The organism is Aquabacterium sp., from assembly GCF_049317225.1.
In the GTDB taxonomy this organism is placed as follows: Bacteria; Pseudomonadota; Gammaproteobacteria; order Burkholderiales; family Burkholderiaceae_C; genus Aquabacterium.
Window position 1 is genome coordinate 178,270 of record NZ_JBMOIR010000004.1, and the last position, 24,614, is coordinate 202,883.

The window sequence follows — 24,614 nt, forward strand, 5'->3', positions numbered from 1 at the left end:
GGTCGGGGTCACACCTGTCTCTGTCAAGGCGCGAAATAAGGCGCCCCGAACCCCGCTTATCTCGCTCAAGAAATTTTGGTGCTGGCCAAGAATCGGTTCCATCTAGCCGTAATGCCCGCACCATGTCCGACGACAGCTCACAAGACAAACAGTTACCCGCCTCGGCGCGGAAACTGGAAAAAGCCCGCGAAGAGGGCCAGGTCGTTCGCTCGAAGGACCTGGGCCACTTCCTGGTTGTCTTGGCCGCGACCGGGGTGCTGATGGGCCTGGTGCCTGTCTGGATGAGCCGCATTCAGAACCAGTTGCACATGGGGCTGCGCTTTGACGCACGCACGGTGGCCACGCCTGAAGTGATGATGGAGCGCTTGTGGGTGTGGAGCACCCAGGCGCTTTACATCATCGTGCCGTTTGCGCTGGGCATTGCCCTGGCGTCGGTCGCGGCCAGCGTGCTGGCAGGCGGCTGGGTGATGAGCTTCAAGGTTCTGATGCCCAACTTCGGCAAGCTCAATCCCATCTCAGGCTTTGGCAACCTGCTGTCCAAGCAGCAGTTGATTGACGCCCTGAAGGCCAGCTTGCTGGGCCTGATCCTGGGCGTGGCCGGCGCGATGTTCCTCTACAAGGCTTGGCCCAGCATGGTGGACCTGCTGGCGCAACCTTTGCCAGCGGCCATCCACACCTTGGGCATGACCATGGGTGAGGTGTTAGGTTCCATGTTGCTGGTGATGGCCGCATTTGCTTTGCTGGACTGGCCGCTGCAAAAGTTCCTGTTTGCGCAACGCATGCGCATGAGCCATCAGGACGTGAAGGACGAGTTCAAGCAGCAAGAAGGCAATATGGAAGTCAAGGGTCGCATCAAGCAAAAGATGCGCGAGATGGCTCGCAAGCGCATGCTGGCGGCCGTGCCCACTGCCGATCTGGTGGTGATGAACCCCACCCACTATGCCGTGGCACTGAAGTACGACGAAGCCACGATGGGCGCCCCGCGTGTGATCGCCAAGGGCGTGGACCTGCTGGCGCTGAAGATCCGCGACGTGGCCACCGAGAACCGCGTGCCGGTGCTGGAAGCGCCGCCGCTGGCGCGTGCCTTGTACGCCCACGCCGAAGTTGACATGGAAGTACCGGTCGCGCTGTACAGCGCTGTCGCTCAGGTGCTGGCCTACGTGTTCCGCCTGCGTCAGGCCCTGTCCGGGCAGGCGCCGCTGCCGGGCAATCTGCCTGACTTGGCGGTGCCCGACGAGATGGACCCGCATCACCCCGCCTCCCGCAAGAACAAGAACAACACCTCTCCCACGGAGCTTGAAGCATGAACCCCTTCCTGCAAAAACTCCAGGCCATCTTCGGTGGCTCGAACAAGAACCTGCAGGCCATGGCCGCCCCCGTGGTCGTGGTCGCCGTGCTGGCCCTGATGGTGCTGCCGCTGCCGCCCTTCGTGCTGGACCTGTTCTTCACATTCAACATCGCCACGGCCTTGATGGTGATGATGGTGGCGGCCACCATGCTGCGTCCGCTGGACTTCGCGGCCTTCCCGTCGGTCTTGCTGTTGACCACGCTGCTGCGTCTGTCGCTCAACGTGGCATCGACCCGTGTGGTACTGCTGGAAGGTCACACCGGTGCCGGCGCGGCCGGTAAGGTGATCGAATCCTTCGGTCACTTCCTGATTGGCGGCAACTTTGCCGTGGGCTTGATCGTGTTCGCCATCCTGGTGGTGATCAACTTCGTGGTGATCACCAAGGGTTCCGAGCGGATTGCTGAAGTCAGCGCCCGCTTCACCCTGGACGCCATGCCCGGCAAGCAGATGGCGATTGACGCCGACCTCAATGCCGGCTTGATTGACGAGGCCGAAGCCAAGCGTCGCCGCCAGGAAGTGGGCGAAGAAGCCGAGTTTCACGGCTCCATGGACGGTGCCTCCAAGTTCGTGCGGGGCGATGCGATCGCCGGCATCCTGATTCTGTTCATCAACATCATCGGTGGCTTTGTCATCGGGGTGGTGCAACACAGTCTGTCGCCAGGCGAGGCCGCCAGTTCATACGTGCTGCTGGCTGTGGGCGACGCGCTGGTGGCGCAGATCCCCGCGCTGCTGATCTCAGTCGCCTCGGCGATGGTGGTGTCGCGCGTGGGCAAGGACCAGGACGTGGGCGGCCAGATCATGGGCCAGATGTTCACCAATCCCAAGGTCATCGGGGTGGTGGCCGGCATCATTGGCCTGCTGGGAGTGATTCCGGGCATGCCCGCGCTGGTGTTCCTGCCGGTGGCCGGGGGCATGGGCTACGGTGCCTGGCGTTTGCACGAAAAGCAAGAAGCCCAGCGCCTCGCACCCAAGCCGGCAGAGAAGCCCGCCGCCGAAGCGGCCAACCCGAATGGCGAAGCCACCTGGGAAGACCTGCAGCCCGTGGACACCCTGGGCCTGGAAGTGGGCTACCGCCTGATTCAACTGGTCGACAAGGACCGTGGTGGCGATTTGCTCAACCGCATCAAGGGCGTGCGTCGCAAGTTTGCACAGGAAGTCGGTTTCCTGCCGCCCTCGGTGCACATCAAGGACAACCTGGAGTTGCGCCCCAGTTTCTACCGCATCACCCTGCGCGGGGCCGTGGTGGGCGAGGGCGAAGTCTTCCCCAACATGCTCATGGCGATCAACCCCGGGCATGTGACGAACCCCATTCAGGGCGCCTCGGCGACCGACCCGGCCTTCGGTTTGCCGGCGGTGTGGATCGAAGAACGGCAAAGGGATGCCGCGCAAATGGCGGGCTACACGGTCGTTGATCCATCGACTGTCGTCGCGACACATCTCTCACACTTGATGCAAATGCATGCAGCCAAGTTGCTGGGACGGGTAGAGACCCAACAGCTTGTGGAGCATGTGACGAAACTGGCTCCCAAACTCATCGAAGACGTGGTTCCCAAAATGGTCGGCATCCCCATCTTGCAAAAAGTCCTCCAGTTGCTGCTGGAAGAGGGTGTGCACATCCGTGACATGCGCTCCATCATTGAATCGCTGGCGGAAAACGCCTCGGCGGGCAGCAATGTGGCGCAGGATCCGGCCGAACTGGCCCGCCGTATTCGCATTGGCCTGGCTCCTGCCATCGTGCAGCAGATCTATGGCCCGGTCCGGGAGCTGGACGTCATCGCGATCGAGCCTGATCTCGAACGCCTGCTGACCCAGGCCCTGACTTCGCCGAGCGGCCCCATGCTGGATCCCGGCGTGGCAGACCACCTCACACGCCAGGCGGCTGATGCCACCCAGCGTCAGGAAAACATGGGTCACCCCGCATGTCTGCTGGTGCCGGATGCCATCCGTCCCAGCGTGGCTCGCTTGCTTAAGCGCGCAGCACCTCGCCTGAAGGTGTTGGGCCACAGCGAGATTCCTGAGACCCATTCGATTCGCATCGGTACCCTGATCGGAGGCCACGCATGAACGTCAAACGCTTTATCGGACGGAACAGCCGTGAGGCCATGCAAAAGGTCAAGGCTGCATTCGGTGACGACGCCGTCGTCCTGTCCACCAAGCCCGCTGCCGAAGGCGGTATCGAGATCCTCGCCATGGCGGGGGACAGCGTTCCCGCCATCGACGCGTATGCGGTCGAAGGCGTGGAAAAGAGCGCGGTCCGCAGCAAAGATCAGCCAGCGGAAGTGCCGGCGCCCAAGAAGGCAGCCAGCCAGGACGCACAGCCGGTTCGTTCGGCCATGGCCAACCTGGCCAGCACCGTGCAAGACGATGTGAAGCAACTGGCCATGAGCACCTTGTCCTTCCAGGACTATGTGCGTGAGCGCATGCTCAAGCGTCGCCAGGCTGCGCTGCAAGCTCGGACCGAGCCAGCCATGTCCACCTCGCCGGAGGAGCAACTGACTCAGCGCTTTGCCGCCCCCAAGGCTCCGGCTCGCCAGTCGGCTGACACCGGCATCAACTTGGGTGAGGGCTTGGTGCATCGCCCCGCCATGCCCGTTGAGGCCGAGCCCGAAGCCTGGCAGCCTCAGATGGCCGCTCGCCCAGCACAACCTGCACCTCGCCAAATGGCGCCCCGTCCAGCACCGGCTGCCCAGGTGTTGCCGCTGCGCGCCGCCGAGCACGCCGACCTGACCATGGATCGTGTGGCCCCTCGCCGTGAGCCTGCTCGCAGTGCCGCCGCCGATGAGGCCACGCTGGCTGCCTTGAAGGCGGCGCAAGATGCCAATGCCTCCATGCTGGGTGAGCTGCGCGCCATGCGCGAGATGATGAAAGAGCGTTTCGAAACCATCGCCTTCATCGAAAAGCTGGGACGCACGCCTTCCCAGGCTGCACTGGCTCAAAAGCTGCTCGATGGCGGTTTCTCTGCCGTGCTGATCCGCAAGATGCTGGATGCCATGCCAGCCGAAGTGGTCGCCGGTGAGATGGACGAGACTACCTGGGCGACGCAGGTGCTGCAACGCAACCTGAACACGGCCGATCGTGAGCGTCCCATCGAAGATCAAGGTGGCGTGTTTGCCCTGATCGGTTCGACCGGCGTGGGTAAGACCACCTCCACCGCCAAGCTGGCGGCGGCCTTTGCTGCCAAGCACGGTGCCTCGAACCTGGGCCTGATCACCCTGGACGCCTACCGTGTCGGCGCTCACGAACAGCTGCGCGCCTACGGTCGCATCCTGGGCGTTCCCGTCCACATGGCGCATGACCGTGCAGCACTGGAAGACCTGTTGGAGTTGTTGTCCGGCAAGAAGATGATCCTCATCGACACCGCCGGCATGCCTCAGCGTGACGCACGCTGCAAGGAGCTGCTCGACATGCTGGCTCACCCCAGCATCAAGAAGCTGCTGGTCATCAATACCGCAGCGCAAGGCGATGCGATCGAGGACGTCATGCATGCCTACCAGGCATCGGCCTGTTCGGGTGTCATCCTGTCCAAGCTGGACGAAGCCGTGAAGCTCGGCCCCGCCCTGGACGCACTGATCCGTCACAAGCTGAAGGTGGTGGGTGTTGCCAACGGCCAGCGCGTGCCGGAAGATTGGCATCGTCTGTCTGCCCAAGCGTTGGTCCACCGTGCCTTGCGTGCCAGCCTGAATCCGGCTTATCGCTTGGATCCCAACGAGGTGAGCCTGGTGTTTTCCACTCAATCAGCACAAGGCCCTCTGTCAGCGGCGCAGGCACACTGATTTTTCTCTGTCTGCCTTTGAATCGTAGTAACCATTCATCCTGACAGCACCTATGACCCGTCCTGCACGCCAACCGGTCAGCTCTGATGCGCTGCGTCCACATCATCCTGTGGATCAGGCGCAGGGGCTCAGGCAAATGTTTGCCTCGCGCGTGCTTCGCTTCATCCCGGTTGTCGCCAATCCCCGTTCCGGGTGCGGTGGCTTGGTGCTGGAGCGACTGTGCGCAGCCTATGCCAACTTCGGTCTTCACACCCTGGTGGTGGATGCCAGTGATCAAGCTCGCGCCCCCAGTGAACTGGTCGCCTTTGACCTGAGCGAGGGCATCGAGAAGTTGTCTGACCACGTCAGTTACATGCCCGCTCGCGGCTTGCCCCTGACGTATGTGGATGCGCGCGGCTCCTGCGGTGGGTTGCTTGACGCGCTGGCAGATGCGTCGCCTCAAAGCGACACCATCCTGATCCATGCGTCAGCGAGCGAACTTGTGAGATTGTTTGGCCAGCGTGCCAGAGCGCATGGTTTGCGGCCTCTCGTTTTCACCAATGACATGGCAGAAGGCCTCACAGACGCGTATGCTGCAGTGAAGATCCTGAGTCAACGCGGTGGTTGGATGTCGTACGATCTGCTCGTCTGTGCGACACCCGATAGCACCCAGGCGGAGGCAGTGTCTCAACGTCTGGCGCGTTGCGCAGATGATTTTCTTGGTGTTGCTCAGCGAAGTGCGCAAATGCTTGACCCCCGTGAAGCATCCGTGACAGATCCCAGCGCCCGGTTCATGGAACTGGCGGCGGCCCTGTTGCACAGCGCACTGCCGCTTACACTCGGAGACTCGGCTTTCGACAACCTGATGTCACCTGGGGCGGCGCTGCCTGCCCGAGTCGCATCGGCACTCAATTGAGTTTCATGGAGCTCAGCATGTACACCGCCAAGGGACGACTCGACATCAATGCGATGCTGCGCCAGTACAGTCCGCTGGTGCGTCGTTTGGCTCATCAGATGATCGCCAAGCTGCCGGCCAATGTCGAGATCGATGACCTCATTCAAGTGGGCATGATCGGCCTGACCGATGCCCTGAGCCGCTTTGATGCCGGGCAGGGGGTGCAGTTCGAAACCTTTGCCACCCAGCGCATCCGTGGTGCCATGCTCGACGAGCTGCGCGGCGCCGATTGGCTCAGCCGTGGCACCCGCAAGCAGCAGCGCGACATCGAGACGGCCGTCCACAGACTGGAGCAAAAGCTCGGTCGCGCACCGCAAGAAAGCGAAATCGCCAAAGAGATGGACATGACCTTGTCCGAGTACCAGGAAATGCTCGGCAAGGTGCGTGGCACCCAGCTGATCTACCTGGAGGACATGAGCGGCGAAGAGGGGGACAACGATTACCTCGATCGTCATGTCAGCGATGAAGGGCATGATCCACTGAGTCTGTTACAAGACCATCGCATGCGCCAGGCCTTGGTCGATGCCATCAAGAACTTGCCTGATCGCGAGCAGTACGTCATGAGCATGTACTACGAGCAGGACATGAACCTCAAGGAAATTGCAGCGGTACTGGGTGTGACTGAATCCCGTGTTTGTCAGTTGCACAGCCAATCCATTGCTCGACTGCGTGTCAAACTGCGCGAATGGTGATGGCGGTTAACTGTTGTCGGCTCGGTTGAGCTGAACTGTGAAGGGGGCAGCAAATGCTCAAGCTGTTCAAGCGGCTGGTGGGAGATGCCGAGGGCTCTCCGTCATCCGATATCGCGGTTGAGCCGGGAGCCTTGACGGTTCCGACGACACCCCAAAATGACGCCAAGGCGCTCGCGCAAGCTTTGCAGCACGACACCAGCGGGCTGGGGCGTGAGGCAGCTGAACTGCGCGGTACCCTCGAAGACACCCAAGCCGTTGCGCAACGCCAGGCCGATGCATTTGGCAAGCTGGTCAGCCAGCTGCAAGACATCAACAGCGCACAGGCGCAGATCCGCATCGAAACAGAACAAAGCCTCGAAGCCATGCAGGTGGCGCGAAGCAGCGTGACCCACGTGGGGCATGAAGTCGGCGAGGTCGTGTCGACCTTGCATCAAGTGTCGGATGCCGCGCAGCAAATCACCCAAGTGGCACTGCAGACCCGACTGGTGGCCTTCAATGCATCGGTCGAAGCCAAGCGTGCTGGCGAGGCGGGGGCGGGCTTTTCTGTCGTCGCAGATGCGGTCAAAGAGCTCGCGACCCAGGTCGAATCCATCTCCAAAGCCATCATGAGCACGGTGGGTGCACTGGATCAGCGGATCCAGTCCCTTGCAGCCGACCTGAGCATGGAGGACAACGCTCATGCGGCGCGCAGTGATGGGCGTCCTCGTTTTCATGAGGCGCTGCAGGGGGTGGAGCAAGGCGTGCAGCGCATCATGTCTGCGGCGGACCTCAGTGCGGAGATGACTCGTGGCATGGACGATCAGGTCGAATCGATGGTCAGTGAAGTGCGTCAGACTCGCCTGGCTTTGGGTGGGGCAGTCAAGCGCAGTGAAGCGGTACTGGGGGTGTCCGAGCGCCTCATGGAGCACATTGCGACCTGTGGGGTCAGAACGGCTGATACGCCATACATTGAACTGGCCCAGCGTGTCGCTGCCGACATAGCGGCCACCTTGGAGCGCGCGTTGGCCGCAGGGCAAATCAAGCCAGAGCGACTGTTCGATGAGCGCTATCAGCCCATTGCAGGAACGCAGCCTCCCCAGCACAGCACCTCGTTCAACGAGGTGGCCGATGCCCTGTTTCCGCCCATTCAGGAAGCAGCGCTGAGCGCGCTGCCCGCCATCGTGTTCTGCATTGCCGCTGATCGCAATGGCTACATCTCAACCCACAACCGAGCCTACTGTCAGCCTCAGCGTCCTGGGGACGTGGTGTGGAACACGGCTCACTCCAGGTGGCGCCGCATCTTCAACGACCGGACGGGCTTGGCCTCTGCGACCAATGAGCGTCCATTTCTGCTGCAGACCTACCGGCGCGACATGGGGGGTGGGCAGTTCGTGCTTCTGAAAGAGGCGGCTGCGCCCATTACGGTGGCAGGGCGGCATTGGGGTGGTTTGCGCTTGGCTTATCGTTTCCAGAGTTGATTGAGGCGGATCAAGGAATGTCTTGATGGGGTGCGGTTGATCTCAAGTTGAGATCGTTGGGGTCGATAAGTCCTCAAATCCGTCCGTAAGGCTTCCATGAGTTCCCCCTCAACATCTTCTTTTTTCCTCCACCGTCACGATCGCGTGGTTCTCGCAGGGATCGCGGCTATTTTTGTCGGTGCCTTGCTCTATGGTGCTGTTTATGACAGCTTTGCCATTGCGCTGGTCGTCGGCTTGATGTTCCTGGGGGCGGCCGTGGGCGTCGGCGCGCTCTCCAAGGGTGAGACGCTGAGCAAGGTGGGTTTGCCCGTGTTGGGCATGGCCATGACAGGACTGATGATCCACGTTGCGCACGGTCGCAGTGAGGCTCACTTCGCCGTCTTCGCATTTCTGGCTTGCCTGGTGGTGTATCGCAGTCCGCTTCCGGTCATCGCCGGTGCGGCAGCCATCGCCGTCCATCACCTCACGTTCAACCAATTCCAGACATGGGGCTGGGGGCCAATCTGTTTTACCGAGCCCAGCTTCATGCGGGTGGTCGAGCATGCGGTCTACGTCATCGTCGAATCCGTGGTGTTGATTCTGCTGGCTGCACGCGCTGCAGCGGACTTTGCCTCGGCTGAAGAGTTGATGGAGATTGCCGATCAGATTCAACCCGGTGATGGCACCTTGGATCTGACCGTTGCGCACATCGAGGCCCAAGGGCGGGCCAGCCGCAAACTGGTCGAGGCGTTGCGTCACATTGAGGCCGCGATCAACCAGGTGCGTGAGTCGGCGCATGCCATCGAAGTGGCCAGCAACGACATCGCGCGTGGCAATCAGGCTTTGAGCAGCCGCACGGAAGATGCTGCTGCCAGCATTGCCGAAACGGCCGCTTCGGTGGAGCAGATTGCGTCGACCATCAAGGCCAGCGTGGACAACGCATACCAAGCCAATGCACTGGCGGGCAATGCGTCGAATGTGGCGGCCCAGGGTGGCGAAGCGGTCGCTCGCGTGGTGGATACCATGAGTGGCATTCAGCATTCCAGTCGCAAGATCACGGACATCATCGGCGTCATCGATGGCATTGCCTTCCAGACCAACATCCTGGCTTTGAACGCAGCTGTGGAAGCTGCTCGTGCTGGTGAGCAGGGGCGTGGCTTTGCCGTGGTGGCCGGCGAGGTTCGCACACTGGCTCAGCGCAGTGCCGAAGCTGCCAAGGAAATCAAGCAACTGATCACCAGCAGCGTGGAGCAGGTTGAATCCGGCAGCAGCTTGGTGGACAGCACGGGCACCATCATTGGTGATGTGGTCGAGCAAGTACGCCGTGTCAGCGCCTTGGTCAGTGAAATCACGGTTTCCAGCTCTGAGCAGAACGATGGCATTGGTCAGATCAATCAGGCCATCAGCCGACTGGATCACACGACGCAGCAGAACGCTGCTTTGGTGGATGAAACCGCTGGTGCGGCCGAACGCTTGCGTAGTCAGTCCAATGACCTGATTGCCGCGGTGTCCGTGTTCCGAACCGATGCATTGGTGCATTACTGATCCGATCGCACAGCCAATAAAAAGGGCCCGCATGTGCGGGCCCTTTTTGCTTTTGAGCTTGGCTTAGCCGATGCGGCCCAGCAGCAGGTATTCCATCAATGCCTTTTGCACGTGCATGCGGTTTTCGGCCTCGTCCCACACCACCGATTGCGGGCCGTCGATCACTTCGGCTTCAACTTCTTCGCCGCGGTGTGCGGGCAGACAGTGCATGAACAGGGCGTCAGGCTTGGCCACGGCCATCATGTCGCGGTCCACGCACCAGTCGGCAAAGGCCTTCATGCGGGCTTCGTTTTCGGCCTCGTAACCCATGGATGTCCACACGTCGGTGGTCACCAGGTCGGCGTCACGACAGGCATCCATGGGGTCCTTGAAGACCTTGTAGCAGTTCGTGTTGCTGATGCCGGCCACTTGCGGGTCGATTTCGTAGCCGCTCGGCGTGCTCACGTGCACGGTGAAGCCCAGCAACTCGGCCGCCTGCAGCCAGGTGTTGGCCATGTTGTTGCCGTCGCCCACCCAAGCCACCACCTTGCCCTGGATCGAGCCACGGTGCTCGATGAAGGTAAAGATGTCGGCCAGGATCTGGCAAGGGTGAAACTCGTTGGTCAGACCGTTGATGACGGGCACGCGCGAGTTCGCTGCGAACTTCACGATCTTGGCTTGCTCGTAGGTGCGGATCATCACGATGTCGACCATGCGCGAGATCACCTTGGCGCTGTCTTCGATCGGTTCGCTGCGCCCCAGTTGGCTGCCATCGGTGGTGAGGTGTACCACCGAGCCGCCCATCTGGTACATGCCCGCTTCAAAGCTCACGCGGGTTCGCGTCGAGGCCTTTTCGAAGATCATGGCCAGCGTGCGGTCTGCCAGCGGGTTGTACTTCTCGTAGTTCTTGAACCGCTTCTTGATGATGGCGGCACGCTCGAACAGGTAGTCGTACTCGGGCGCACGCAGGTCTTTGAACTGCAGGTAATGCTTGATCAGACTCATACCGGGTTTCATGCTCAGACTGCACTCTCGGACAGGAATTGACGAATGATCGGCGCAAGGATGGCGACCAGATCGTCGGCTTGTTCGGTTGTGAACACCAGTGGCGGTAGCAGGCGGACCACCTTGTCAGCGGTCACGCTCAGCAGCAGGCCAGCGTCCAGAGCACGGTTGAGGATCACGCCGCAAGGACGATCCAGCTCAATGCCGATCATCAGGCCCTGACCACGGATCTCGACCACACCCTTGGTGTTGCTCAGCTCGCGGCGCAGGGCGTCCATCAGATGATGGCCCAGGCGCTCAGCGTGGGCGAGCAACTGCTCTTCTTCCATGATCTTGACGGTTTCCACGCCGGCACGCATGGCCAGCGGGTTGCCACCAAAAGTGGTGCCGTGGTTGCCGGCTTGCAGCACATTGGCCGCCTTGGGGCCGCAGACCACCGCGCCCACTGGCACGCCAGAGCCCAGGCCCTTAGCCAGCGGCATCACGTCGGGCTGGATTCCGGCCCATTGGTGGGCAAACCACTTGCCGGTGCGGCCCATGCCGCACTGAACTTCGTCCAGCATGAGCAGCCAGCCCTTTTCGTCACACAGGCGACGAGCGGCTTGCAGGTATTCCACGCGGGCGGGGTTGATGCCGCCTTCGCCCTGAATCACTTCCATGAAGATGGCGGTGACATTGGGATGGGTGCGGGCGACTTCTTCCAGGGCTTCAATGCTGTTGAAGGGCACGCGGACAAAGCCTTCCACCAGCGGTTCGAAGCCGGCGTGCACCTTGGGGTTGCCGGTGGCCGACAGCGTGGCGATCGAGCGGCCATGGAAGGCGCGCTCACACACCACCACTTCAGCGCGGTCAATGCCCTTCTCGTGGCCGTATTTGCGGGCAATCTTCAGGGCCGCCTCGTTGGCCTCCAGCCCGGAGTTGCAGAAGAAGACATTGGTCAGCCCCGAGCGTTCGACCAGCAGGCGGGCCAGTTCTTCCTGCAAGGGCACTTGGTAATAGTTGCAGCAGTGGATCATCTGACCCACCTGATCTTGCAGGGCCGCGACCAGCTTGGGGTGTGCATGGCCCAGTGTGTTCACGGCAATGCCTGACAAACCGTCCAGATAGCGTCGGCCATCGGTATCCCAGACGTAGGCACCTTCACCGCGCGTCAGCGCGATCGGCAGGCGACCGTAGGTGGGCATCACATGGGGCATCGACACAGGTGCATTCATGACTGGGGTCTCAAGACAGCAAAAACGAAAAATGGCGCAGCAGGCACTGCGCCAAAAGACATTCTATGTAAAAGGGGCAGCTTTTCACGCAAGGGCGACAGTTCTGAGGGGGTGTCCCACTTCTGTCATGCGGATTGGGGAAACCCGGTTGCGGGAAGGGCTTGCCTTCGCGACAATACGGTTGTCTCGCATGGCTACGCTCGTCATCGACGTGTCCTGCGCCAAGGTGTTGGCTTCGACTTACCCGTCGGAGTCGATCCTTGATCCCCGTGGTTGCCCGACAAAATCTGGTGGCCACGACTTCTGTCAATCACCCATTGAGCAGCCGGTCGGAAGCGAAACCGTGTCGACGTCATTGCCTACCCCCACATCCTCCAAGCGACGCGAACTTTTCATCAAGGGCGTGACCACCCAAGGACGTCCCTTTCGCCCCAGTGACTGGGCAGAACGCTTGGCCGGCGTGATGGCCGGTTTCCGGCCAGGGGGCAGCGGCAAAGGGCATGGGGCTCACATCGGCTATTCGCCCTACTGCATCCCGACCAGCCTTGGCAACATCAAGTGCGTGGTGGTGAACGAGGCGCTGCGCGACCTCGAGCCCATGGCGTGGGACTTTGTGCTCAACTTTGCGCGAGACAACGACCTTCAGGTGGTGGATGCTTGTCTGATTGGCGATCCTCCCCCAAAGGGTTGAATGCCCTGGCGGCGGGTTCTATCTGCCGCGCCAAAACAGAAAAGCCCGCAGTTGCGGGCTTTTTGATGGGCAATCGGAGAACCGATTAGGCGGCCAGGGCCTTGATCTTGGCCGACAGGCGGCTCTTATGGCGAGCAGCCTTGTTCTTGTGGAACATGCCCTTGTCAGCGATCGAATCGATCACCGATTGAGCAGCCTTGAAAGCGTCAGCAGCCTTGGCCTTGTCGCCAGCTTGCACAGCCTTGAGCACGCCCTTGACGGCGGTGCGGAACTTCGAACGCAGAGCAGAGTTAGCAGCGTTCAGCTTGACGTCCTGACGAGCGCGCTTGCGGCCCGAAGCGATACGGACGGTCTTCTTCTTGGATGCAGATGCCATGATTTGCAGGCCCTGTAGATGCCTGGCCGAACTGACGACACCCCATGTGCCCGCTCTAAGCCAATTCGCACCGAACAAGGGCAGAAGTGGGTTGGAAAGCCTTCGAGCATACCACACGCGGGGTGGATTTGCCTAGTTTTTCAGCGAACGCGAAGGGTGGCTTCCTATAATGGACCAATGAGCTTGCTGAAATCTGCGTCCATTGTGTCCCTGATGACTCTGGCGTCACGCATCACAGGGTTGGTTCGGGAGTTGCTGATTGCGGCGGCTTTCGGGGCCAGTGCCACCACCGACGCCTTCAACGTGGCGTTTCGTATCCCCAATCTGTTGCGACGCCTGTTTGCCGAGGGGGCCTTCTCGCAAGCGTTCGTACCGATCCTGGCTGAAAGCCGCACCAAGAACGGCGAGCAGGCCACGCATGATCTGGTCAATGCCGTAGGCACCGTGTTGTTTGGCGCCTTGCTGATGACCTGTGTGCTGGGAGTGGTGGGTGCGCCTGTGCTGGTCTGGGCGATGGCCTCGGGCCTGAAAGAAAGCGGCAGTTTCGATGTCGCAGTGGTGATGACCCGATGGATGTTCCCGTACATCGGTTTCATGTCACTGGTGGCCTTGAGCGCCGGGATTCTCAACACCTGGAGTCGGTTTGCCGTGCCGGCGGTCACGCCGGTGCTGCTCAACCTCTCTACCATCCTGGCGGCAGTGTTTGTGGCGCCACAGTTTCGTGACCATGGCATCGAGCCCGTGTACGCCCTGGCGGTGGGCGTGATGGTCGGCGGGGTTTTGCAACTGGGTGTTCAGGTGCCGGCCTTGCTCAAAATTGGCATGGTGCCCCGGTTGGGGATGACCCCGGCGCGTTGGCGCGAGGCCTGGCATCACCCGGGCGTCAAGCGTGTGCTGCGCCAGATGGCGCCTGCGGTGCTGGGGGTGTCGGTGGCGCAGTTGTCCCTGTTGGTCAACACCCAGATCGCGTCCCATCTGGGGGCGGGGGCGGTGTCCTGGCTGACCTATGCCGACCGTTTGATGGAGTTCCCGACGGCGATGTTGGGTGTGGCATTGGGGGTGGTGCTGCTGCCTCAGTTGTCGCGCGCACAAGCTGGTGGCGACACGGCGCGTTTCTCTGAGCTGCTGGACTGGGGGCTGCGGTTGGTGGTCTTGTTGGCCTTGCCCAGTGCGCTGGCTTTGCTCGTGTTTGCCAAGCCCTTGGTGGCGGTGCTGTACCACTACGGGCGATTCAGTCCGAATGATGTGCAGCAGACGGTCATGGCGCTGTCCTGCTACGGTGTGGGCTTGATGGGTTTGATCGGGGTGAAGGTGCTGGCGCCCGGTTTTTATGCCAGTCAAGACATTCGCACCCCCGTGCGCATTGCCATCACGGTGTTGGCGCTCACGCAGGTGTTCAATGCGATGTTTGTGCCGATGCTGGGGCACGCCGGCTTGGCTCTGTCCATTGGCTTGGGCTCGCTGGTCAACGCCGGCTGGTTGCTGATGGGCTTGCGCAAGGCCGGCAAGTACCAGCCCGCATCAGGCTGGGGCGTCTTCACTGCCCGTGTGGTGTTTGCCACGGCGCTGCTGGGGGCGGGCATGTGGGCGGCAGCCCATCACATCGACTGGATCGGTCTGCGTGCGCATCCCATGGCGCGGATTGGATTCTTGACAGGGTGTCTGGTTGGGGCCGCGGTGGTGTACTTCGGGGCGTTGGCCGCGACGGGGCTGAATCTGCGTCAGGCCATTCGACGCTGACGCAGCACGGTGGCCCGGGCCTCACATGAGGCTGCGCACCAGCTCGATGGCCTCTTCCACGCGTTCCACCGCGTGGATCGTCAGTCCCTCAACGGGTTTCTTGGGGGCGTTGGCTTTCGGGGCCACCGCGATCGTGAAACCCAGCTTGGCCGCTTCCTTGAGGCGATCTTGCCCCCGAGGCGCGGGGCGAACCTCGCCGGCCAGGCCCACCTCGCCAAACGCAATGAAGCCCTTGGGCAGGGCCTTGCCGCGCAGGCTGCTCTGGATGGCGAGCAAAACGGCCAAGTCGGCGGCGGGTTCGCTGATGCGCACCCCGCCCACGGCGTTGACGAAAACGTCCTGATCAAAGCAGGCCATGCCGGCATGGCGGTGCAACACGGCCAGTAGCATGGCCAGGCGGTCGCGTTCCAGCCCCACGCTCAGGCGCCGCGGACTGGGCCCGCCAGCATCCACCAAGGCTTGAATTTCGACCAACATGGGGCGCGTGCCTTCCAGCGTCACCAGCACGCACGAGCCTGGCACGGGTTCGCTGTGGGTGGACAGGAAGATGGCGCTCGGGTTGGTCACGCCCTTGAGGCCCTTGTCTGTCATGGCGAACACGCCGATTTCATTGACGGCACCAAATCGATTCTTGATGGCGCGAATCAGACGGAAGCTGCTGTGCGTGTCACCTTCAAAGTACAGCACGGTGTCCACAATGTGTTCCAGCACGCGGGGGCCGGCCAGCGCGCCTTCTTTGGTCACGTGGCCCACCAGCACCATGGTGCAGCCGCTGGCTTTGGCCACGCGGGTGAGGTGGGCTGCGCACTCGCGCACCTGCGCCACCGAACCCGGGGCTGAGCTGAGTTGGTCCGAGAACAGGGTCTGAATGGAGTCGATGACGCAGAACGCGGGCCTTTCAGCGTCCAGCGTGGCCAGGATGTTTTCCAGCTGGATTTCGGCTTGCACCCGAACCTGTGAGCCATCCAGTCCCAGTCGGTGGGCGCGCAACGCCACCTGTGCGCCGCTTTCTTCGCCGGTGACATACAGCACGGGCATCTGGCGCGACAGCGCGTCCAGCGCTTGCAGCAGCAGGGTGGATTTGCCGATGCCGGGGTCGCCGCCAATCAGGACCACGCCGCCTGCGACGATGCCGCCCCCCAGCACCCGGTCCAGTTCTTCCAGGCTGGTGGGGGTGCGGGCCACTTCTGCGGCCTCGATCTGCGACAGGGTGGTGACGGGCTGCGCGGCATTGAGGCCGCGAGCCATCGCCTGCATGCGGTTTTTGCCGGGGCTGGACTCGGCGCGGGTTTCTTCCAGCGTGTTCCAGGCGTTGCAGTGCGGGCATTTGCCCAGCCACTTGGGGCTGATGCCTCCGCACTCGCTGCAGGTGTAAACGGTCTTGTCTTTGGCCATGCCGCTATTGTCGGCGACCTGGCCGCAGGGGCCTCAATCGCCGGTGATTTCGCCGGCTTGAATCGCTTTGAACTTCTGTTCCAGCTCCTGCCGCAGCGAGCGACGCAATTGCGCCGCTTTGAATCGCCGCACTTCGTCTGGGGTGTTGGGTGTCAGGGGGGGGACGGCGGTGGGCTTGCGATCTTCGCCAACGGCGACCATCGTGAAGAAGCAGCTTTGAGCGTGTCGCACCACCTGACTCTGAATGTTCTCGGCAATCACCTTGATGCCGATCTCCATCGAAGACTTGCCAGTGAAGTTCACCGATGCGAGGAAGGTCACCAGTTCACCCACGTGGATGGGTTGGCGGAAGGTGACTTGGTCAACCGACAGGGTGACAACGTAGCTGCCAGCATAGCGCGCTGCACAAGCGTAAGCCACCTGGTCCAGCAGCTTCAAGATGGTGCCGCCGTGCACATTGCCGGAAAAGTTGGCCATGTCCGGCGTCATCAGCACGGTCATGCGCAATTGGTGGCGTTGGTGATCAATGTCCATGAAAAATGAATGCAACGCGAACCGCTGCAGTGCGCAAAATGAAAAGATGCCTTGTGGGCAAGCAAGCAGTGTGCCGAATTGGTGCGCAGCAACACGGTTGTGGGGTTATGCCCCGTGCGGTTCCAGGACTTCCACTGGGACACGTGGGGAGAGGGCGCACATCAGCTCGTAGCCAATCGTGCCGCAATGTTGGGCTACCTCGTCAATCGACAGCAGGCTGTCATGAGGGCCGCGCCCCCAGAGAGTGACCTCGGTACCCAGTTGTGCTTGGGGCACGTTCGTCAGGTCGACTTCCAGCATGTCCATCGACACACGACCCACCAGCGGCACACGCACGCCATCGACCAGCACCGGCGTGCCGTCCGGTGCATGGCGGGGGTAGCCGTCGGCGTAGCCGCAGGCCACCACGCCGATGCGCATGTCGCGGTCGGCGGTGAAGCGGCTGCCGTAGCCCACGGTGTCACCGGCTTTCAGATGCTGGACGCCGATGAGCTTGCTGTGCAAGGTCATGGCGGGCTGCAGGTTCCAGTGGGTGGCGTCGTGCTCGGGGTAATCCGGCGAGGCGCCATACAGCATGACGCCGGGGCGCACCCAGTCGCCACGGATGGCCGGGTCGTGGGCATGCCTCAGGGTGGCCGCACTGTTGCACAGACTGCGTTCGCCACTCAAGTCGGCCGTGTGGCTCAAAAAGACTTCGGCTTGCTGGGCGATGCCTTTGGGCGTGTCAGCGTCCGAGAAGTGGGTGATGAATGACACCTCGTCGACCTGGGTGAGGGCATTCAGGCGCAGCCAGGCGTTCCGGAAGGCCTGCGGCGTGAAGCCCAGGCGGTTCATGCCGGTGTTCATCTTCAGGAACACGCGGTGCGGCCATTCGGTTTTGTGCTGGGCCAGCCAGTTGATCTGTTCGTCGCAGTGAACGACATGCCACAGCCCGAGTCGCGAGCACCATTCCAGATCTCGCGCGTCGAACACGCCCTCCAGCAGCAGGATGGGGCCGCGCCAATCCAGTTCACGCAGGCGTTGGGCTTCGGCGATATCGAGCAGGGCAAATCCGTCTGCGCCGCGCAAGCCTTCGTAGACTCGTTTCAGGCCATGCCCGTAGGCGTGGGCCTTGACCACCGCCCAGACCTGCGCATCCGGGGCGCAGTCGCGAGCGCGCTGCAGGTTGTGTCGAAGGGCGTCGAGGTGAATCAGGGCTTCAAGCGGACGTGGCATGAGCGCATTTTGCCAGCCTTGCCAAGGGTTGGCCCCAGTGTCCCAACTAACGGGGTGGATTGCTCAGCTTGTGCGCTGCAGCACGGCCCATTGGTGATGGTCGTGCTATAACCGGCGCCAAGTTGCCACGGCCGACTGACTTGTGTCAGGACTGGTCTGCCCCTGTCCTGTCACTCACGGATCTTGATACTGGAACTCGCTCGCGCATGAAAAAAGGCTTTTTCACCATCATGGCGGCGCAGTTCTTCAGCTCGCTGGCTGACAACGCGCTGTTTGTTGCAGCCGTGGAACTGCTGAAATCCGATGGCGCCCCTGAGTGGCAGCGGGCCGCTTTGGTCCCAATGTTTGCGCTGTTTTACGTGGTGTTGGCGCCTTTTGTGGGGGCGTTCGCCGATGCGCTGCCCAAGGGCAAGGTGATGTTCCTGTCCAACAGCATCAAGGTGATCGGCTGTTTGCTGATGCTGTTTGGCCTGCACCCCTTGCTGGCGTATGCCGTGGTGGGCCTGGGGGCGGCGGCGTACTCGCCAGCCAAGTACGGCATCCTTACCGAGTTGTTGCCCCCCTCCCAGTTGGTCAAGGCGAACGGCTGGATTGAAGGCTTGACCATCACGTCCATCATCCTTGGGGTGGTCATGGGTGGGCAGTTGATGGGGCATGTGATTGCGCCGCATCTGCTGGCTTTGGATTTGCCCTGGATTGATACCGGCATCGACACAGCACCGGAGGCGGCGATTGCGGCGCTGATCACCCTCTATGTGGTGGCGGCGATCTTTAACCTGCGGATCCCTCGCACCGATACCCCGTTGCAGCCCTTTGCTGCCAACCCGGTGGAACTGGTGCGCGATTTTTCTCGTTGCAACCGCCGTTTGTGGCAAGACAAGTTGGGGCAGATTTCGCTGGCGACCACCACTTTGTTCTGGGGCGTGTCGGGTAATTTGCGTTACATCGTCTTGGCGTGGGCGGCCGTGGCGCTGGGTTACGACACCACCAAGGCTTCCTCGCTCGTGGGGGTGGTGGCCATCGGGACGGCGGTGGGCGCCGTGATCGCATCGGTCAAGATGCGTCTGGACATGGCCACACGCGTGATCCCCATGGGCGTGGCGATGGGCTTGCTGGTGATCGGCATGAACTTCCTGCGCGATCTAGGGCCCACCATCCCGTTCATGATCATCCTGGGTGGCCTGGGCGGTTTCCTGGTGGTGCCCATGAATGCGCTGCTGCAGCACCGTGGGCACAACCTGATGGGGGCCGGGCGCTCCATCGCCGTGCAGAACTTCAACGAGCAGGCGTGCATCCTGGTGCTGGGCTTCCTTTACAGCGCCTTGACCAAGTCCGGCTTGTCGGCATTTGGCGCCATTACAGCCTTCGGTTTGTTCGTGGCCAGCACCATGGCCCTGATCGGCATGTGGCATCGCCGTAATTTGGTCAACCATCCCGAAGAGGTGAATCACCTCCTGGCGGTGGCGCGCAGCGACGGCCACCACAGTCACCATTGAGCGGGTAAGGCCGGTCGCAACAACAGCTTACAAACAGCTGTCGTCGGCGCGGGCGGCCAGTGCGTTGAAGGGAGGTCGAAGGAGACCTCTCATGAACGCTTCCCGTTTTTCCCTGTTGCGCCGCGGTGCTGTGGGTGCATTTTTGGCCCTGGGGGCTGTTGTCGCCCATGCGGGCGGCGTCTTTTGGGCAGTGAATGTGGATGCACCGCTGCAAGGCGTGGGGCGAGTCGGAACCACGGTGTCAAACAGTCGGTGGGGCGTCGTGCAGCAGCCTGGTGTGGTGGCTTATGCGCCGCCGCCCGTCGTCATGTATCCCCAAGCTGTCATCATGCCTCCGCAGCCGCGGGTGGTGTACATGCCGCCTCCTCAAGTGGTGACGCCACTGTATGGCTATCCCGTCCCGGTGGTGGAGCGCCCGAATTGGCGACACCACCATCACCATCATCACGATGACTGGGATGATGGCCGCCGTGGTTGGGGACGCTGAGCCCCTAACCATCCGACCTTGATCAGCGACGGCGGCTGCTTCCGCCCCCGAGCAGGGAGCCCAGCACGCCGCGGATGATTTCACGGCCCACGGTGGAGCCAATCGTGCGTGCGGCCGATTTGGCCACGGTCTCCAGGATGGAGTCCTTGCGACCGTTGCCGCGCAGCAGGTCGCCTGCCATGTCGCCGAGCCAGCCGCCCGCGCTGGCACCGGCCGCATCGGTGGCCGCATCGCGGGCGCCGCCCCGCACTGCATCGGCGGCTTCGTCTTTCATGGAGCGACCGGCGCCTGGCGGTGTGCCCGCTGGCGCGGCGGCACGGCCCTTCAGCTTCTCGTAGGCCGACTCGCGGTCCACGGCTTTTTCGTACACACCCGCCACGAGGGAGCCTTGCAGCAAGGCTTGGCGTTGTGCCGGGGTGATGGGACCGATCTGGCTGCCCGGCGGGCAGACAAACACGCGCTGGGTGACGCCGGGTCGTCCTTTGTCGTCCAGCAAGCTGACCAGGGCTTCACCCACAGCCAGTTCCGTGATGGCGGTGGCGATGTCCAGGCCGGGGTTGGCGCGCATGGTTTCGGCGGCGCTCTTGACGGCTTTCTGGTCACGGGGTGTGAAGGCGCGCAAGGCGTGTTGCACGCGGTTGCCCAACTGGCCCAGCACGGTGTCAGGCACATCCAGCGGGTTCTGCGTCACGAAATAGACGCCCACGCCCTTGGAACGCACCAGTCGCACCACCAGCTCAATGCGTTCGATCAGAGCGGTCGGCGCATCCTTGAACAGCAGGTGCGCTTCGTCAAAGAAAAAGACGAGCTTGGGCTTGTCCAGATCGCCGACCTCGGGCAGCGTTTCGAACAGCTCGGACAGCATCCACAGCAGGAAGGTGGCGTACAGCCGGGGCGAGTTCATCAGCTTGTCGGCCGCCAGAATGTTGACCACACCCTTGCCATCGACCGTCTGCATGAAGTCGCCGATGTTGAGCATGGGTTCGCCGAAGAACTGGTCGCCCCCTTGCTCTTCGACCTGCAGCAGCCCGCGCTGGATGGCGCCGATGCTGGCAGGGCTGATGTTGCCGTACTCGGTGGTGAACTGGCTGGCGTTGTCTCCCACGTGCTGCAGCATGGCGCGCAAGTCTTTGAGATCAAGCAGCAGCAGGCCGTTGTCGTCGGCGATCTTGAACACCAGTTGCAGCACGCCTTGCTGGGTGTCATTCAAAGCCAGCATGCGCCCCAGCAGAAGGGGGCCCATGTCGGAGATGGTGGCGCGAACGGGATGGCCTTGTTCGCCAAACACGTCCCACAGCGTGGTGGGGCAGGCGAAGGGCTCGGGCGTGTCGAGGCCGCGTTCGGCCAGGATGCCAGCCAGCTTGGGCGAGACCGTGCCCGTTTGCGAGATCCCGGTCAGGTCGCCCTTGATGTCGGCCAGAAACACCGGGACACCGATTTTGGAGAGGCTCTCGGCCAGGCTTTGCAGCGAGATGGTCTTGCCGGTGCCTGTCGCGCCGGTGATCAGGCCGTGACGGTTGGCCAATGCGGGCAGCAAATGACATTCGATGTCGCCATGTCGGGCGAGCAGGATGGGGTCAGCCATGAGGGGCTCCACGTGCAGGGAAAACGTGCTTCCGGCGCGTTCGTTCGGGGTCTGATCCGGGTCAAACCCGCCGGCGGGTAAAATCGCAGTATTACTCAGCTTGAGCTGGGCACTTTTCGCAGCGCGCGCCGGTGTGTTACCGGGGCGCGTTCTGTCGTTCCCAACAGACAACTTTCCCTTCGGAGCACACGCCATGGCCGGTCATTCCAAGTGGGCCAATATTCAACACCGCAAAGGTCGTCAAGACGAAAAGCGCGGCAAGATTTGGACGCGCATCACCCGCGAAATCATCGTGGCGGCCCGTCAGGGCGGCGGCGACATCGCCATGAACCCCCGTCTGCGTCTGGCCATTGACAAGGCCAAGGCTGCCAACATGCCGGCCGACAACATCAAGCGCAACGTCGACAAGGCCACGGGCAACCTCGACGGGGTGACGTATGAAGAAATTCGCTACGAAGGCTATGGCATTGGCGGCGCCGCCATCATCGTGGACTGCATGACCGACAACCGTGTCCGCACGGTGGCCGAAGTGCGTCATGCGTTCAGCAAGCACGGTGGCAATCTGGGGACCGAAGGGTCGGTGGCCTTCCAGTTCAAGCACGTGGGCCAATTCCTGTTTGCCCCGGGTGTGAGCGAAGACAAGGTCATGGAAGTGGCGCTGGAAGCCGGCGCCGAGGACGTCATCACCCACGATGACGGATCCATTGAAGTGCTGAGCTCGCCGTCCGATTTTGAAGCCGTGAAGACCGCGCTGGAAGGTGCAGGCCTGAACGCCGAAATGGCCGAAGTCACCATGCGTGCCGACACGCCGGTGGAACTGTCGGGTGACGATGCCGCCCGCATGCAAAAGCTGCTCGATGTGCTGGAAGACCTGGACGATGTCCAGGAGGTCTATCACAACGCCGAAATGAACTGATTGAGCTGATTTACGTATGAACATTCTCGTCATTGGCTCTGGTGGCCGCGAACACGCCCTGGCCTGGAAACTGGCCCAGTCTCCGAAAGCGTCCAAGATTTTTGTGGCGCCCGGCAACGGTGGCACCGCGCGCGATCCGCGTCTGGTCAATGTGCCCATCACCGATGTGAAGGCCCTGGCTGACTTCGCGCAGGAAAACAAGGTGGTGTTGACCGTGGTAGGCCCCGAAGCGCCGCTGGCTTCCGGCGTGGTGGACGAGTTCCGCGCACGTGGCATGCGCATTTTTGGCCCCACCCAGAAGGCCGCGCAACTCGAAAGCTCCAAGGCCTTCGCCAAGGACTTCATGAAGCGCCATGGCATTCCCACGGCCTTCTATGAAACCTTCACCGAAGCCGAGGCGGCCCACGCCTTCGTGGACAAGCACGGTGCGCCCATCGTCATCAAGGCCGACGGTCTGGCCGCCGGCAAGGGTGTGGTCGTGGCCATGACGCTGGAAGAGGCGCATCAGGCTGTGGACTGGATGCTGCTGGACAACAAACTGGGCGTGCAACACAACGCGGGCGGCGCCCGTGTGGTGATCGAAGAGTTCCTGGAAGGCGAAGAAGCCAGCTTCATCGTCATGTCCGATGGCAAGAACGTGGCCGTCATGGCCACCAGTCAGGACCACAAGCGCTTGCTGGACGCCGATGCCGGCCCGAACACGGGTGGCATGGGGGCTTATTCGCCTGCGCCGGTCGTGACCCCCAATGTGTATGCCAAGGCCATGCACGAAATCATCAACCCCACGCTGGCAGGCATGGCCAAGGACGGTATCCCGTTCACGGGTTTCCTGTATGCCGGTCTGATGATCGACGCCAACGGCAACCCCAAGACGCTGGAGTTCAACTGCCGCATGGGCGATCCCGAGACGCAACCGATCATGATGCGCCTCAAGAGCGATCTGGTCGACGTGATGATGCACGCCACCGATGGCACGCTGAACGAGGTCGAGCTGGAGTGGGACCGTCGCTTTGCACTGGGCGTGGTGTTGGCCGCAGCCGATTACCCGCTGAACCCACGCAAGGGCGATGTCATCACGGGCTTGCCGGCTGATGCCGAGGACGCAATGGTGTTCCACGCGGGCACCACCATGGGTGAAGATGGTCAGATCCGCACCAGCGGTGGCCGTGTGTTGTGCGTCACCGCGCTGGGTGATTCGGCCAAGCTGGCGCAGCAACGTGCCTATGACTACATGCGTGGTGTCCAGTTTGACGGCATGCAGTTCCGCACCGACATCGGCTGGCGCGCGATCAAGAGCCGCTGAGCCGACGGAGATGGCATGACAACTTCTCACATGGACACGGCTGCGGTTCGCGCCTATTTGCTGGACCTGCAAGACCGCATCGTGTCGGCCTTCGAAGCCGAGGACGGCAAGCCGTTCGTGCAGGATGCCTGGGTGCGTGAGCCCGGTGAGCGCCTGCAGGGCGACGGCTGCTCGCGGCTGGTTGAAGAGGGCAATGTGCTCGAACGTGGCGGGTGCAACTTTTCCCACGTGAAGGGCCCCCAGTTGCCGCCATCGGCCACGCAGCATCGTCCTGAATTGGCGGGCTGCCCCTTCGAGGCCATGGGGGTGTCGCTGGTGTTTCACCCGCGCAATCCCTACGCGCCCACCGTGCACATGAACGTGCGTATGCTGGCCGCCCACAAGCCCGACGGTTCCGTGGTGGCCTGGTTCGGTGGCGGGATGGATCTGACGCCCAGCTATGGCTTTGCCGACGATGCGAAGCACTTTCATCAGGTGTGCAAGGACGCGCTGGCCGCTTTCGGCGACGACAAATACCCCCGCTTCAAGAAGTGGTGCGATGAGTACTTCTTCCTCAAGCACCGCAACGAGGCGCGCGGCATTGGCGGCATCTTCTTTGACGACTTTTCGGAGTTGGGCTTTGAAGGTGGCTTCGCCATGATCCGGTCGGTGGGGGACGCGTTCACGCAAGCCTATCTGCCCATCTTGCAGCGTCGCCGTGACACGCCTTATGGTGAGCGCGAACGCGACTTCCAGGCGTATCGCCGTGGTCGCTACGTCGAGTTCAACCTGGTCTGGGACCGCGGTACGCTGTTTGGCCTGCAGTCAGGCGGTCGCACCGAAAGCATCCTGATGTCCATGCCACCCATCGTGAAGTGGCGCTACGACTGGCATCCGGAAGCTGGCTCGCCTGAGTCCGTGCTGTACACGGACTTCTTGCCAGCGCGCAGTTGGGTGTGAGGGGTCGCCGG

Annotated in this window: 21 protein-coding genes; 14 read left to right on the plus strand and 7 right to left on the minus strand. The window is 62.1% G+C overall.

The window, feature by feature from the left end:
• Positions 1 to 122 precede the first annotated feature (122 nt).
• From flhB to ACOYNB_RS05195, 7 genes are all read left to right on the plus strand, one after another.
• Positions 123 to 1,307 (plus strand): flagellar biosynthesis protein FlhB, encoded by a 1,185-nt coding sequence (gene flhB / locus ACOYNB_RS05165; RefSeq protein WP_422838059.1) that lies wholly within the window; start codon positions 123 to 125, stop codon positions 1,305 to 1,307.
• On the plus strand, positions 1,304 to 3,412 hold the full coding sequence (gene flhA / locus ACOYNB_RS05170; protein ID WP_420816506.1) for a flagellar biosynthesis protein FlhA: 2,109 nt from the start codon (positions 1,304 to 1,306) through the stop codon (positions 3,410 to 3,412). The genes flhB and flhA overlap by 4 nt, the downstream gene beginning before the upstream one ends.
• The gene (gene flhF, locus ACOYNB_RS05175) at positions 3,409 to 5,121 is read left to right on the plus strand and encodes a flagellar biosynthesis protein FlhF (RefSeq protein WP_422838060.1); all 1,713 of its coding nucleotides are present in this window, start codon (positions 3,409 to 3,411) and stop codon (positions 5,119 to 5,121) included. Before flhA ends, flhF begins: the two co-directional genes overlap by 4 nt.
• 52 nt (positions 5,122 to 5,173) lie before the next feature.
• Positions 5,174 to 6,016 (plus strand): flagellar biosynthesis protein, encoded by an 843-nt coding sequence (locus tag ACOYNB_RS05180; RefSeq protein WP_374258530.1) that lies wholly within the window; start codon positions 5,174 to 5,176, stop codon positions 6,014 to 6,016.
• A gap of 17 nt (positions 6,017 to 6,033) precedes the next feature.
• A complete protein-coding gene (locus ACOYNB_RS05185; protein WP_422838061.1) occupies positions 6,034 to 6,747 on the plus strand; it encodes an RNA polymerase sigma factor FliA in 714 nt (237 codons plus the stop codon).
• A 53-nt stretch (positions 6,748 to 6,800) separates the two neighbouring features.
• Positions 6,801 to 8,204: a methyl-accepting chemotaxis protein gene (locus tag ACOYNB_RS05190; RefSeq protein WP_422838062.1), complete on the plus strand. Its 1,404-nt coding sequence runs from the start codon at positions 6,801 to 6,803 to the stop codon at positions 8,202 to 8,204.
• Positions 8,205 to 8,348: 144 nt separating this feature from the next.
• Positions 8,349 to 9,728: a methyl-accepting chemotaxis protein gene (locus ACOYNB_RS05195; protein ID WP_422838064.1), complete on the plus strand. Its 1,380-nt coding sequence runs from the start codon at positions 8,349 to 8,351 to the stop codon at positions 9,726 to 9,728.
• Between the two features lie 63 nt (positions 9,729 to 9,791).
• Here the strand turns inward: ACOYNB_RS05195 and argF are convergent, their stop codons facing one another.
• Positions 9,792 to 10,724 (minus strand): ornithine carbamoyltransferase, encoded by a 933-nt coding sequence (argF, locus tag ACOYNB_RS05200; RefSeq protein ID WP_422838065.1) that lies wholly within the window; start codon positions 10,722 to 10,724, stop codon positions 9,792 to 9,794.
• A 2-nt stretch (positions 10,725 to 10,726) separates the two neighbouring features.
• On the minus strand, positions 10,727 to 11,926 hold the full coding sequence (locus ACOYNB_RS05205) for an aspartate aminotransferase family protein (RefSeq protein ID WP_422838066.1): 1,200 nt from the start codon (positions 11,924 to 11,926) through the stop codon (positions 10,727 to 10,729).
• 343 nt (positions 11,927 to 12,269) lie between these two features.
• Here ACOYNB_RS05205 and ACOYNB_RS05210 point away from each other — a divergent pair, with 343 nt between their 5' ends.
• Complete coding sequence (locus tag ACOYNB_RS05210) at positions 12,270 to 12,617, plus strand: DUF3579 domain-containing protein (protein ID WP_422838092.1); 348 nt, start codon at positions 12,270 to 12,272, stop codon at positions 12,615 to 12,617.
• Between the two features lie 85 nt (positions 12,618 to 12,702).
• On the opposite strand, the gene rpsT is transcribed toward ACOYNB_RS05210, so the two are convergent.
• Positions 12,703 to 12,993: a 30S ribosomal protein S20 gene (gene rpsT / locus ACOYNB_RS05215; RefSeq protein ID WP_374258520.1), complete on the minus strand. Its 291-nt coding sequence runs from the start codon at positions 12,991 to 12,993 to the stop codon at positions 12,703 to 12,705.
• A gap of 177 nt (positions 12,994 to 13,170) precedes the next feature.
• Here rpsT and murJ point away from each other — a divergent pair, with 177 nt between their 5' ends.
• The gene (gene murJ, locus ACOYNB_RS05220; RefSeq protein ID WP_422838067.1) at positions 13,171 to 14,733 is read left to right on the plus strand and encodes a murein biosynthesis integral membrane protein MurJ; all 1,563 of its coding nucleotides are present in this window, start codon (positions 13,171 to 13,173) and stop codon (positions 14,731 to 14,733) included.
• Between the two features lie 21 nt (positions 14,734 to 14,754).
• Here the strand turns inward: murJ and radA are convergent, their stop codons facing one another.
• The 3 genes from radA to alr all read right to left on the minus strand — a co-directional run bounded on the left by radA (position 14,755) and on the right by alr (position 17,877).
• Positions 14,755 to 16,128, minus strand: coding sequence for a DNA repair protein RadA (radA, locus tag ACOYNB_RS05225; protein ID WP_422838068.1), 1,374 nt, complete (start codon positions 16,126 to 16,128; stop codon positions 14,755 to 14,757).
• Between the two features lie 33 nt (positions 16,129 to 16,161).
• Positions 16,162 to 16,656 carry an acyl-CoA thioesterase gene (locus ACOYNB_RS05230; RefSeq protein WP_422838093.1) on the minus strand — a complete coding sequence of 165 codons (495 nt, stop codon included), beginning with the start codon at positions 16,654 to 16,656 and terminating at the stop codon, positions 16,162 to 16,164.
• Between the two features lie 111 nt (positions 16,657 to 16,767).
• On the minus strand, positions 16,768 to 17,877 hold the full coding sequence (gene alr / locus ACOYNB_RS05235) for an alanine racemase (protein WP_422838070.1): 1,110 nt from the start codon (positions 17,875 to 17,877) through the stop codon (positions 16,768 to 16,770).
• A 206-nt stretch (positions 17,878 to 18,083) separates the two neighbouring features.
• Between alr and lplT the strand changes: the two genes are divergently transcribed.
• Together lplT and ACOYNB_RS05245 are read left to right on the plus strand one after the other, a co-directional pair.
• Positions 18,084 to 19,373, plus strand: a complete 1,290-nt coding sequence (lplT, locus tag ACOYNB_RS05240; protein ID WP_422838071.1) for a lysophospholipid transporter LplT — start codon at positions 18,084 to 18,086, stop codon at positions 19,371 to 19,373.
• Positions 19,374 to 19,464: 91 nt separating this feature from the next.
• Positions 19,465 to 19,860, plus strand: a complete 396-nt coding sequence (locus tag ACOYNB_RS05245; RefSeq protein ID WP_422838072.1) for a glutelin — start codon at positions 19,465 to 19,467, stop codon at positions 19,858 to 19,860.
• A 22-nt stretch (positions 19,861 to 19,882) separates the two neighbouring features.
• On the opposite strand, the gene ACOYNB_RS05250 is transcribed toward ACOYNB_RS05245, so the two are convergent.
• Positions 19,883 to 21,445 carry a helicase HerA-like domain-containing protein gene (locus tag ACOYNB_RS05250; protein ID WP_422838073.1) on the minus strand — a complete coding sequence of 521 codons (1,563 nt, stop codon included), beginning with the start codon at positions 21,443 to 21,445 and terminating at the stop codon, positions 19,883 to 19,885.
• Positions 21,446 to 21,638: 193 nt separating this feature from the next.
• Here ACOYNB_RS05250 and ACOYNB_RS05255 point away from each other — a divergent pair, with 193 nt between their 5' ends.
• Genes ACOYNB_RS05255 through hemF form a run of 3 tightly spaced genes read left to right on the plus strand, consistent with a single transcriptional unit; the run spans position 21,639 to position 24,603 of the window.
• Positions 21,639 to 22,361: a YebC/PmpR family DNA-binding transcriptional regulator gene (locus ACOYNB_RS05255; protein WP_422838074.1), complete on the plus strand. Its 723-nt coding sequence runs from the start codon at positions 21,639 to 21,641 to the stop codon at positions 22,359 to 22,361.
• Positions 22,362 to 22,377: 16 nt separating this feature from the next.
• Positions 22,378 to 23,664, plus strand: coding sequence for a phosphoribosylamine--glycine ligase (gene purD / locus ACOYNB_RS05260; protein WP_374258507.1), 1,287 nt, complete (start codon positions 22,378 to 22,380; stop codon positions 23,662 to 23,664).
• 15 nt (positions 23,665 to 23,679) lie between these two features.
• Positions 23,680 to 24,603 (plus strand): oxygen-dependent coproporphyrinogen oxidase, encoded by a 924-nt coding sequence (gene hemF, locus ACOYNB_RS05265; RefSeq protein WP_422838075.1) that lies wholly within the window; start codon positions 23,680 to 23,682, stop codon positions 24,601 to 24,603.
• Positions 24,604 to 24,614: the final 11 nt, after the last annotated feature.

What these genes read in the sequence shown, in the direction of transcription:
- flhA (WP_420816506.1), top strand. Translation starts at nt 1,304, where the DNA reads ATGAACCCCTTCCTGCAAAAACTCCAGGCCATCTTCGGTGGCTCGAAC.
- rpsT (WP_374258520.1), bottom strand. Translation starts at nt 12,993, where the DNA reads ATGGCATCTGCATCCAAGAAGAAGACCGTCCGTATCGCTTCGGGCCGC.
- radA (WP_422838068.1), bottom strand. Translation starts at nt 16,128, where the DNA reads ATGGCCAAAGACAAGACCGTTTACACCTGCAGCGAGTGCGGAGGCATC.
- alr (WP_422838070.1), bottom strand. Translation starts at nt 17,877, where the DNA reads ATGCCACGTCCGCTTGAAGCCCTGATTCACCTCGACGCCCTTCGACAC.
- ACOYNB_RS05250 (WP_422838073.1), bottom strand. Translation starts at nt 21,445, where the DNA reads ATGGCTGACCCCATCCTGCTCGCCCGACATGGCGACATCGAATGTCAT.
- flhB (WP_422838059.1), top strand. Translation starts at nt 123, where the DNA reads ATGTCCGACGACAGCTCACAAGACAAACAGTTACCCGCCTCGGCGCGG.
- ACOYNB_RS05245 (WP_422838072.1), top strand. Translation starts at nt 19,465, where the DNA reads ATGAACGCTTCCCGTTTTTCCCTGTTGCGCCGCGGTGCTGTGGGTGCA.
- ACOYNB_RS05255 (WP_422838074.1), top strand. Translation starts at nt 21,639, where the DNA reads ATGGCCGGTCATTCCAAGTGGGCCAATATTCAACACCGCAAAGGTCGT.
- ACOYNB_RS05205 (WP_422838066.1), bottom strand. Translation starts at nt 11,926, where the DNA reads ATGAATGCACCTGTGTCGATGCCCCATGTGATGCCCACCTACGGTCGC.
- lplT (WP_422838071.1), top strand. Translation starts at nt 18,084, where the DNA reads ATGAAAAAAGGCTTTTTCACCATCATGGCGGCGCAGTTCTTCAGCTCG.
- ACOYNB_RS05180 (WP_374258530.1), top strand. Translation starts at nt 5,174, where the DNA reads ATGACCCGTCCTGCACGCCAACCGGTCAGCTCTGATGCGCTGCGTCCA.
- flhF (WP_422838060.1), top strand. Translation starts at nt 3,409, where the DNA reads ATGAACGTCAAACGCTTTATCGGACGGAACAGCCGTGAGGCCATGCAA.
- hemF (WP_422838075.1), top strand. Translation starts at nt 23,680, where the DNA reads ATGACAACTTCTCACATGGACACGGCTGCGGTTCGCGCCTATTTGCTG.
- ACOYNB_RS05185 (WP_422838061.1), top strand. Translation starts at nt 6,034, where the DNA reads ATGTACACCGCCAAGGGACGACTCGACATCAATGCGATGCTGCGCCAG.
- argF (WP_422838065.1), bottom strand. Translation starts at nt 10,724, where the DNA reads ATGAAACCCGGTATGAGTCTGATCAAGCATTACCTGCAGTTCAAAGAC.
- murJ (WP_422838067.1), top strand. Translation starts at nt 13,171, where the DNA reads ATGAGCTTGCTGAAATCTGCGTCCATTGTGTCCCTGATGACTCTGGCG.
- ACOYNB_RS05190 (WP_422838062.1), top strand. Translation starts at nt 6,801, where the DNA reads ATGCTCAAGCTGTTCAAGCGGCTGGTGGGAGATGCCGAGGGCTCTCCG.
- purD (WP_374258507.1), top strand. Translation starts at nt 22,378, where the DNA reads ATGAACATTCTCGTCATTGGCTCTGGTGGCCGCGAACACGCCCTGGCC.